The 9,243-nt window shown below is 33.6% G+C and carries 7 protein-coding genes and 1 other annotated feature; all 7 genes read right to left on the bottom strand.

The genetic code is table 11. The features are described from left to right. Positions 1–91: 91 nt before the first annotated feature. Complete coding sequence (locus tag ACT8VG_RS04155) at positions 92–598, bottom strand: N-acetyltransferase (protein ID WP_444195260.1); 507 nt, start codon at positions 596–598, stop codon at positions 92–94. Between the two features lie 708 nt (positions 599–1,306). Beyond that, positions 1,307–1,669: a hypothetical protein gene (locus ACT8VG_RS04150; protein ID WP_117459785.1), complete on the bottom strand. Its 363-nt coding sequence runs from the start codon at positions 1,667–1,669 to the stop codon at positions 1,307–1,309. Positions 1,670–1,690: 21 nt separating this feature from the next. Continuing rightward, positions 1,691–2,224 carry a hypothetical protein gene (locus ACT8VG_RS04145; RefSeq protein WP_117459783.1) on the bottom strand — a complete coding sequence of 178 codons (534 nt, stop codon included), beginning with the start codon at positions 2,222–2,224 and terminating at the stop codon, positions 1,691–1,693. A gap of 168 nt (positions 2,225–2,392) precedes the next feature. Further along, a complete protein-coding gene (locus ACT8VG_RS04140; protein WP_444195259.1) occupies positions 2,393–3,466 on the bottom strand; it encodes a M24 family metallopeptidase in 1,074 nt (357 codons plus the stop codon). After that, positions 3,444–5,210, bottom strand: a complete 1,767-nt coding sequence (gene aspS, locus ACT8VG_RS04135) for an aspartate--tRNA ligase (protein ID WP_117459780.1) — start codon at positions 5,208–5,210, stop codon at positions 3,444–3,446. Before aspS ends, ACT8VG_RS04140 begins: the two co-directional genes overlap by 23 nt. Continuing rightward, the gene (hisS, locus tag ACT8VG_RS04130; RefSeq protein WP_444195258.1) at positions 5,203–6,483 is read right to left on the bottom strand and encodes a histidine--tRNA ligase; all 1,281 of its coding nucleotides are present in this window, start codon (positions 6,481–6,483) and stop codon (positions 5,203–5,205) included. Before hisS ends, aspS begins: the two co-directional genes overlap by 8 nt. 36 nt (positions 6,484–6,519) lie before the next feature. Continuing rightward, positions 6,520–6,707 (bottom strand) — a binding site (T-box leader). Positions 6,708–6,744: 37 nt separating this feature from the next. Continuing rightward, complete coding sequence (locus tag ACT8VG_RS04125) at positions 6,745–8,961, bottom strand: RelA/SpoT family protein (protein WP_432268115.1); 2,217 nt, start codon at positions 8,959–8,961, stop codon at positions 6,745–6,747. Positions 8,962–9,243: the final 282 nt, after the last annotated feature.

Raw genomic sequence — 9,243 nt, 5'->3', positions numbered from 1 at the left:
GTTTGCACGGTTCTAATTTTACTAATCCATAATATTCATTTATTCTTATGTTTCTTAATTATTCATACTACGTTATCAGGAGGTCTTTTTTTTATACGTTTTGATTGATTTTTGTTTCACACTTTTCTCCTTTTTGATATGCAAGACATGTTATTCCTTGCGTATTGACTATTTTTCCACACTTTTTAAATCCACAAGATTCTAATAAATTCTGCATAGGAATATTCTTGACTCCTGTATCCATCTTTAAATTAGGAATCTGACTATAAGCCCAGTTCAAGATAAACTTGCAGGCCCCTTTCACAATATGTGCAGAAACAACACGATGTACCACACCATAAGGTGCATCATTGAGCCATTGTCCCTCTATTTCCTTATAATCTTGATCTTCTTCTATCGCATAATAGAAAACAGCCGCAATTTGATTTTCATACATGCATAAATACATCTTGTCTATATCTTTAGTAATCATTTCTTTTGAAGGATAACCTACAGGCCACTGATCTTTATTGCCATGATTATCCATGAATATCTTTGCATCTTTATAAAGACTCATTATTTCATCTATATGAGCCCTATCTGCTTTTCTTATTTCCATACTTAACTCCTTTATTTAATATAATAGCATAAAAAAAGGTCTGAAAAAATCGAGTAACTAAATAGACTTGGGGTTAACTCAAGCTTTAAAACTGCCAGGGGTGTGAACTCCTACCAGTACTTTTAGGCTGTAAACTTTTTAGGGGGCAGTTTTTCGCTATCTATTTTATCTATTTCATAAATCATTTATCATATTCTTAAGATCAATAAATCTATAGAAAGAAAAAAAGGATAAGCATCGAAAGTTTGGCGACCGAGATTCTTATCCTGCCCAATAAGAACACTATGGTAATAATAAAACTTTCATCCAAAATCAAGCATATTACTGAAAATCAATATAAAAAGATTATTCTACCTATACATGAATTAACATAGTTAATAAAAAAGATTCCGATAATATTAAATACTGAATCTATAGTGATTGAAATAAAAAGTGCTTACTTTATATCTTTACAATTTGCCAAAAAGTAAATAGTAAAATAACGAAATAATAATGTGAAAATTCTTTCAATAAGAGAAAAAATCATAGGAATAAATTGAAAATTATTAATTGACTCAATAAATAGAACCGCTTCACTGGTTTGCAAATTTAGACTAGGATAATCCATATCATGTTTTTTAGAGTATACAATTAAAGCTATTAATAAAATACAAGTTTTAAATAAAATATACCTAAACTAATAATAGCCTGAAGTGTAATCATAGTGTCTTATAATAAAGGCCATTTAAAATCGAATACAATAGAAACAATACCTACTATTATTAATATTGTTGAAATCGTACGAACAATGTATACAGTATTTTTTATTCCAATTGAATCTATAGTGTTTCCAAAAGGAAATATAAAAAATGTTAATCCTAATACTAAAGTCAAAATTTTAGATACAATGATACATTCAGGGTATAAAGCAACCTGCATGATAATTACAAATATACTTATTGTTATAATTAATCCAAAGAAGTATTTATATTTTTTCCAATAATTAAAATATCTTTCTCCCTTGTTTTTACAATCGTCACTACAAAAATCATCTTCTATATTTTTTTTGTTGCAATACTTACATTTTTTCATAATTTTCCTTTCCAAAAAATACTAATGCTTGTTACGTGCTAATCTTACCATGTTTTCATCTAATGTCGTACGTGGATTCTCCAAATTATATTTTTTGGCCCAATCTTTATAATGCTGATCCATGTATTCCTTCAATTCATTAATCGATTTTGTTTTGAATAAATCAATAAGATTCACAGCATCAATAACCTTGATGGTTTCATTTAATTTCAAGATAAATTGAGATGCATTCTCAAGATCAAGGCTTTCAAATAAGTAAGTATTTGTAGTAGTCACAACATTCAAATCTACATAATAATTAAAATAAGTACTAAATACTCCCGCATTACGATGTGCCATGAACCCTTTCATTCCATCTTTTAAAAGTCCAACAGAGGGATTATAGATTCTATTAATAGGTAAAATCTTAATGCTTATAATACTACTGCAAGGAATCAAAATGTCTTCTTTCAATTCATTTCTAAAAACCAAATTATTCTCTTCTAATAGAAGTTGTGGGACATCATCAGTTATACTTCTTAGTAAGAATTGTGCTTGTCTACGATTATTCTTCATTGTAAAACACCTCCATATATTCAATACATAATCATACACAACTTTTCTATAATAAATTATATATATAATATATCGATGTATTCAACTCATTTCACTTTTTCAATAAATCTTTCAATAAGCAAAAAAGGACAGCTAGAATCTACATCCTAACTATCCTTTCTACATTAATTATTCAATTATAGTTAATTCCTTTGGATAACTATTTAATACCTTACAGCCATCTTCAGTGACCATAACTAAGTCTTCAATACGAACTCCAAAATCACCTTGTAAATAAACACCAGGTTCAATTGAGAAGATCATACCAGGCTTTGCGATAATATCACTTACAGAAGATACATCACCAAATTCATGGACATCCTTACCAATGAAATGACCTAAACGGTGATTGAATTCTTTACCATAACCGGCTTCAGTAATGACATCTCTTGCGACTGCATCAATTTCAGATAATTTCATACCTGGCTTGATAGCAGCTTCAGCTGCTTCATTTGCCTTTAATACAAGATTGTATACTTCTTTCTGCTTTTGGGATACTTCTTTATAGAAGAATGTTCTTGTCATATCAGAACAATATCCTTTATAGATACATCCCATATCAACGATAATAGAATCTCCTGGCTTTAAACGACTATCATCGCATGAATGATGAGGGTTAGCCCCATTGGCACCATAACCCATAATTGGACTAAATGAATGTCCTGATGCACCTAATGACTTGTAATAAGCAAGTAATGCTTCATCCATTTCAATTTCAGTCTTATCTGTTGCAAGTAGTCTTTTTACTTCAGCCATTGCTGTATCATTCATTTCACTTGCTTTAAACATAAGTGCTTTTTCTTCATCATCCTTCTGCATTCTTACTTCATCCACGCATAGTGAACCTAAAACATATTTAGCGTTGACGCGATCCTGTACAGGAATTAAGAAACGTGCTGGCATATTCTTATCTACACCAATCACTTTTGCATCCTTTAAATAATCTGCAAGTAATGCTGGAGCATTATCTGTATCATCAAACCAAGTAATAGGCATACCTAAGTCTTCTCCCACATAGAATAAGTTATTGAAGAATAACTGATGATTTCCTTTTGAAGAAAGAACCATAACATACATTCTTTCACCTGGATGATTGACATAATCTAATAAATAATCGATAGAAACAGGGTCAGTGACTAATAAATAGTCAATGCCTCTTTCTTCCATCTTTTCTAATACTTTATTTATTCTCTTCTGATTCATATTCAGTTACCTCAATTCCTAAGTCCTTTAACTGATCATTATCTACTGGTGTAGGTGCTTTTGACATTGGACAAGTTGCACTTGTATTCTTAGGGAAGGCAATAACGTCTCTTAAAGAATCACATCCACATAATAACATTGCGAAACGGTCTAATCCTAATGCGAATCCAGCATGAGGTGGTGCACCATATCTAAATGCATCCACAAACCAGCCAAACTGTGCATCAATTCTTTCCTGTGTGAATCCTAAAGCCTTGAAGGCACGATCCTGTAATTCTTCTTCATAGATTCTCTGAGATCCGCCACCTAGTTCAAAACCGTTTAAGACGATATCATAAGCATCTGCTAAGCAGTTTGCTGGATCTGTATCAATCTTATCTAGATCAGAATCCTTTGGACGAGTGAATGGATGGTGCATTGCATAGTATCTTCCATCTTCTTCAGAATATTCAAACATTGGGAAATCAACAACCCATAAGAAGTTGAACTGACGTGGATCATATAACTTTAATTCTTTACCTAAATGATTTCTGATTGCTGCAAGAGCATCACATACAACCATATAATGAGTATCACTCACAAATAGTAATAAGTCTCCTGCCTCAGCATTCATCTTTTCTAATAAGGCGCTCATCTGTTCTTCAGTAAAGAATTTTGCGATAGGTCCAGATACACCCTTATCAGTCACTTTTAACCAAGCAAGACCTTTAGCCTTATATTTCTTAGCAAGTTCAGTTAAAGCATCAATCTTCTTACGTGAATAGTTATCTGCTTCACCCTTGACATTAATACCTTTTACATGTCCTCCTGCAACAAGCGCACTCTTGAATACCGTAAAGTCAACATCCTTCACTGTTTCATTTAAATTAACGAGTTTCAAATCAAAACGTGTATCAGGCTTATCGATACCATAAGTTTCCATTGCATCATGCCATGTCATTCTTGGGAATGGTAACTGAACATCAATGTTCATAACATCCTTCATAACCTTCTTGATTAAGCCTTCACCAATACCAATCACCTGATCAGTATTCATGAAACTCATTTCTACGTCCACCTGAGTGAATTCTGGCTGACGGTCAGCACGTAAGTCTTCATCACGGAAACATCTAGCAATCTGATAATAACGTTCAAAACCAGCTACCATTAATAACTGTTTAAATAACTGTGGAGACTGTGGTAATGCATAGAATGAACCATTATGTACACGTGAAGGTACTAGGAAGTCTCTTGCACCTTCTGGTGTAGATTTATTTAAATATGGTGTTTCGATTTCTACAAATTCTTCACTATCTAAGTATTCATGAATGGCTCTGACAATCTTAGCACGTCTCATGATGTTCTTCTGAAGAGCTGGACGTCTTAAATCAAGATAACGATATTTCATTCTTGTTTCTTCTAATGCATCAGTTTCATCTGCAATAATCATAGGAGTAGTCGCTGCCTTATTGACAATCTTTACTTCTTCAGCCTGGATTTCAATATCACCAGTTGGCATATCTGGGTTCTTAGAACTTCTTTCTACGACAGTACCTTTAATATCAAGAATATATTCGTTCTTAACGTCCTTTAACTGTTCATTGAATGATTCATCAAAGATTACCTGTGTAATACCATGACGGTCTCTTAAGTCTACAAAGACTAAAGCACCTAAGTTTCTCTTTTTAGCTACCCAGCCAATAAGTTCTACTTTTTTATTGACATCAGTGATTCTTAGTTCTCCATTGTTGTGAGTTCTATTCATGTTCATGATCTCCTTCATAATGATTTTCAATATAACTTAAGATATCTTCTAATTTAACTTCACTCTGTTCTTTAGAATGATTGCAGCGGATATTTACATATTCGCCCTTTACTTCATCTTCACCAATAATAATAGAAAGATGAGCGCCAAAACGGTCACTAGACTTGAACTGTCCTTTTAAGCCTCTACCTGCATAATCCATATCACAAGTAAAGCCGTTTGCTCTTAACATTGTGATGATCTGCATTGCTAAATCTCTTGCTTCATCACCTAATGGCATAACATAAACATCAATACCATTTTCTTCATCTTCTTCGTCATCTAATGCAAGCATCAATCTTTCCATACCAAATGCAAAGCCTACACCAGGAGTTGCAGGACCTCCAAGTTCTTCAACAAGACCATTGTAGCGTCCTCCGCCACCAACAGTAGAACCAGCTCCTAACTTTGGATCATCACTGATGATTTCAAATACTGTATGAGAATAGTAGTCTAATCCTCTTACTAAATTCGTATCTACAACATATTCGATTTCTAAATCATCTAATAAACTGCAGACTTTATCGAAATGTGCTTTCGCTTTTTCGCTTAAATAATCAATTGTACGAGGAGCAGAAGCCATCACTGGATTCTTCGCATCGACTTTACAGTCTAGAATTCTTAATGGGTTCTTTTCAAAACGTGCCTGACAGTCTTCACATAAATCATTAAGCACTGGTCTGAAATGATTCTTTAAAGCTTCTCTATATGCAGTTCTTGATTCATCATCACCTAATGAGTTGATATGTAATTTGATATTCTTAATACCTAATGCTTCAACGATAGTCACTGCCATTAACATACATTCAACATCTACGTATGGTGATTCAACACCTAACATTTCTACACCGAACTGGTGGAACTGTCTCTGTCTACCATTTTGTGGACGTTCATATCTAAACATTGGTCCCATATAGTAAACCTTCTGTAATTTTTCAGGTAAAGCATACATCTTATTTTCTACATAAGCTCTTGCAATTCCTGCAGTTCCTTCTGGTCTTAAAGTAAGAGAACGATCTCCCTTATCTTTAAATATATACATTTCCTTAGTCACTACATCTGTTGTATCACCAACTGCACGGCTAAATAATTCTGTGTGTTCAAAGATTGGCGTACGCATTTCTTTAACGTTGTAATTTGCGGCAACAGTTCTTAATAGCTGTTCCATTTCAATCCATTTTTCTGAATTTTCAGGGGTGATATCTACTGTCCCTCTTGGTCTATTGTATTTCATAGTTCCTCCTTTATAAAAATAAAAAAACGTCCTTAATCTAAGGACGTTAATACGCGGTACCACCTTAGTTCATGAATAAATCATGCACTTTACTTAGTTATAACGTAACCAACGTGCTTTTTTAAAGCATTCTCCAAAGTGTCCCATAACTTCTCATTAGTCATTTCCACCAGCCATGACCTCTCTATCAATGTCCATTATTTAATCTTCTTCACTGAATATAAGGTGATTATAAATCAAAAGTATATTTAATTCAAGTCACTAATGAATTACACGGCGAATTTCTGCAACACCTTGTACTTTATTCATGTTATCAATTGTATTCTGTAATATTTCTGCATTTTCTACAGATAACGTTAAACGAATATGAGCATCTAAATCCATGATATTCGCATTAATCTTAAGAATATTAACCTTTACCTGACTTAAACATGTCACAATATCACTTAATAAATTAGGGCGATCTAATCCAACGACTTCTAGATCCACATTAAAGCGCTTCTGTTCAATATTAGGATAATCCCAATAAACATCAATCAAACGTCCTTTAGCAACACTCTTGACATTTGGACAATCCGCACGATGAATCTTGATACCCTGTCCTTTAGATACGAAACCAACAATCTTATCACCAGGAATAGGATTACAGCATTTAGATAATTGCATCTTTAATCCATCTACACCAGTGACTGCCACACCAATACTCTTCTCATGTTTCTTATTTAATTCCTGAATATTGTTGTTGTGGCGAAGGATTTGAGACAAGTTGTCAAAGAATCCTCTCTTTTGTGGGGCCACTTTATCAAGAAGTGTAGAAGCAGTCGCATGCTTCTTACCTAATGCGAAGAGTACATCGTCAAATGTATTAGCGCCAAATGAGCCAAGATATGTTCTATATGTATCTGGACTCATATAAGTCTTTTCATCAAGCTGTCTTGCTCTGATTTCATCTCTAAGAAGTCTTCTTCCTTCTTCAATAATCTGTTTTTTATTTTCTTCTTCATGTTTTGTGATATATTGACGAATCTTATTACGAGCTCCAGCTGTTCTTACGAACTTCAACCAGCCTTCACTTGGACCAGAATTCTTGTTGGTCTTGATTTCAACAATATCACCTGTTTTTAATTTGGTATCAAAAGGAACCATAACACCATTCACAATTGCTCCAACCGCATGATGTCCAACTTCTGTATGAACACGATATGCAAAGTCAATAGGTGTAGACCCATTTGGTAATTCTACAATACGACCTGCAGGTGTTAAAGCATAAACATTAGCTTCAAAGATATCACGCTGTAACGTATTATAAAAATCTTTAGCCTCATTATCCTTCATTTCATCACTTACAGTAATGAACTCACTCATCCACTGAAGCTTTTCTCCAATTTCCTTCTGTTCCTGTTTCGCATTATACTTCTTACCTTCTTTATAACGCCAATGAGATGCAACCCCTCTTTCAGCGAGTTCGTCCATCTCTTCAGTACGAATCTGGATTTCAAATACATAGCCCTTTTCACCAATCACAGATGTATGTAATGACTGATACATATTAGGTTTAGGCATCGCAATATAATCCTTAAAACGTCCAGGAATTGCACGATATTTCTCATGCATAATACCTAATACTTCATAACATTCATTCTTGGTTTGTACAATAATACGTAAAGCATTTAAATCATAGATTTCATCAAAACGCTTATGTTTATAAACCATCTTTTTATAAATAGAATAAATATGCTTAGCACGGCCCTTAATACGATAACTAATGCCAGTTCCTTCTAAGTTCTTTTCAACTGACTTAATCATTGCATCAACAGAATCTTTTCTTTCACTCTTCTTCTTATCAAGAAGCGCCGCAATTTCTTTATAAGCTTTAGGATCAAGATATAATAAACATAAATCTTCTAATTCTACACGAATATCATTAATACCTAAACGATGAGCAATTGGCGCATAGACTTCTAATGTTTCTCTAGAAATACGCTGTTGCTTATCCGGTCTCATATACTGAAGCGTACGCATATTATGGAGTCTATCAGCTAATTTAATCAAGATAACGCGAATATCCTTAGCCATCGCAATATAGATCTTACGATGATTTTCAGCATGGAAATCACTTTCTTCCATATAAGGCATCTTAGTGATCTTAGTAACACCCTCTACTAGAGTAGTGACTTCTTCACCAAATCTCTCAACCATTTCTTCTCGAGGCACATCACAATCTTCCATAACATCATGAAGAAGTCCTGCTGCAATAGTAATTGGTCCAGTCTGAAGTGTTGCAAGAATATAAGCAACCCAGATCAAATGAATTGTATAAGGTTCACCACTTCTTCTTTTCTGTTCCTTATGCTTCACCATGATAAAGTCATAAGCCTTTTGAATCAGGGCTAAACTTTCTTCTTTTGTGATATATGTTTTTACAAGAGCAAGGACGTCGTCGTAACTCATTGGGTCCCCTGCGCCTTTATATTTCATAATAACACCCCCTCATGTATCATCTCAATTATAACATAATTCACTACTAACATGAAGACACTAAAAAAGGAATAATACAAATATCACTTCATTTATTCTGATATTTCCTATTCATTTATGAATAATACAAACAAAATAAAAAAACTCCCAAAGGAGTTTCTATTAGTATTTTACCTGTGAATAGATGTTGTATTTACTTAGTTTTTCAGTAGCTTTTAATTCTTCTAATTCAATCACGAATTCCATACCTACAACTTCTCCACCCATTTCTTCAATAAGTGC

The organism is Catenibacterium sp. (assembly GCF_052354645.1).
Lineage (GTDB): Bacteria > Bacillota_I > Bacilli_A > Erysipelotrichales > Coprobacillaceae > Catenibacterium > Catenibacterium mitsuoka_A.
Note: the sequence above shows the minus strand (reverse complement) of the source record. Positions and strands in the feature narration are given on the sequence as shown.

What these genes read in the sequence shown, in the direction of transcription:
- ACT8VG_RS04155 (WP_444195260.1), bottom strand. Translation starts at nt 598, where the DNA reads ATGGAAATAAGAAAAGCAGATAGGGCTCATATAGATGAAATAATGAGT.
- ACT8VG_RS04150 (WP_117459785.1), bottom strand. Translation starts at nt 1,669, where the DNA reads ATGAAAAAATGTAAGTATTGCAACAAAAAAAATATAGAAGATGATTTT.
- ACT8VG_RS04145 (WP_117459783.1), bottom strand. Translation starts at nt 2,224, where the DNA reads ATGAAGAATAATCGTAGACAAGCACAATTCTTACTAAGAAGTATAACT.
- ACT8VG_RS04140 (WP_444195259.1), bottom strand. Translation starts at nt 3,466, where the DNA reads ATGAATCAGAAGAGAATAAATAAAGTATTAGAAAAGATGGAAGAAAGA.
- aspS (WP_117459780.1), bottom strand. Translation starts at nt 5,210, where the DNA reads ATGAATAGAACTCACAACAATGGAGAACTAAGAATCACTGATGTCAAT.
- hisS (WP_444195258.1), bottom strand. Translation starts at nt 6,483, where the DNA reads ATGAAATACAATAGACCAAGAGGGACAGTAGATATCACCCCTGAAAAT.
- ACT8VG_RS04125 (WP_432268115.1), bottom strand. Translation starts at nt 8,961, where the DNA reads ATGAAATATAAAGGCGCAGGGGACCCAATGAGTTACGACGACGTCCTT.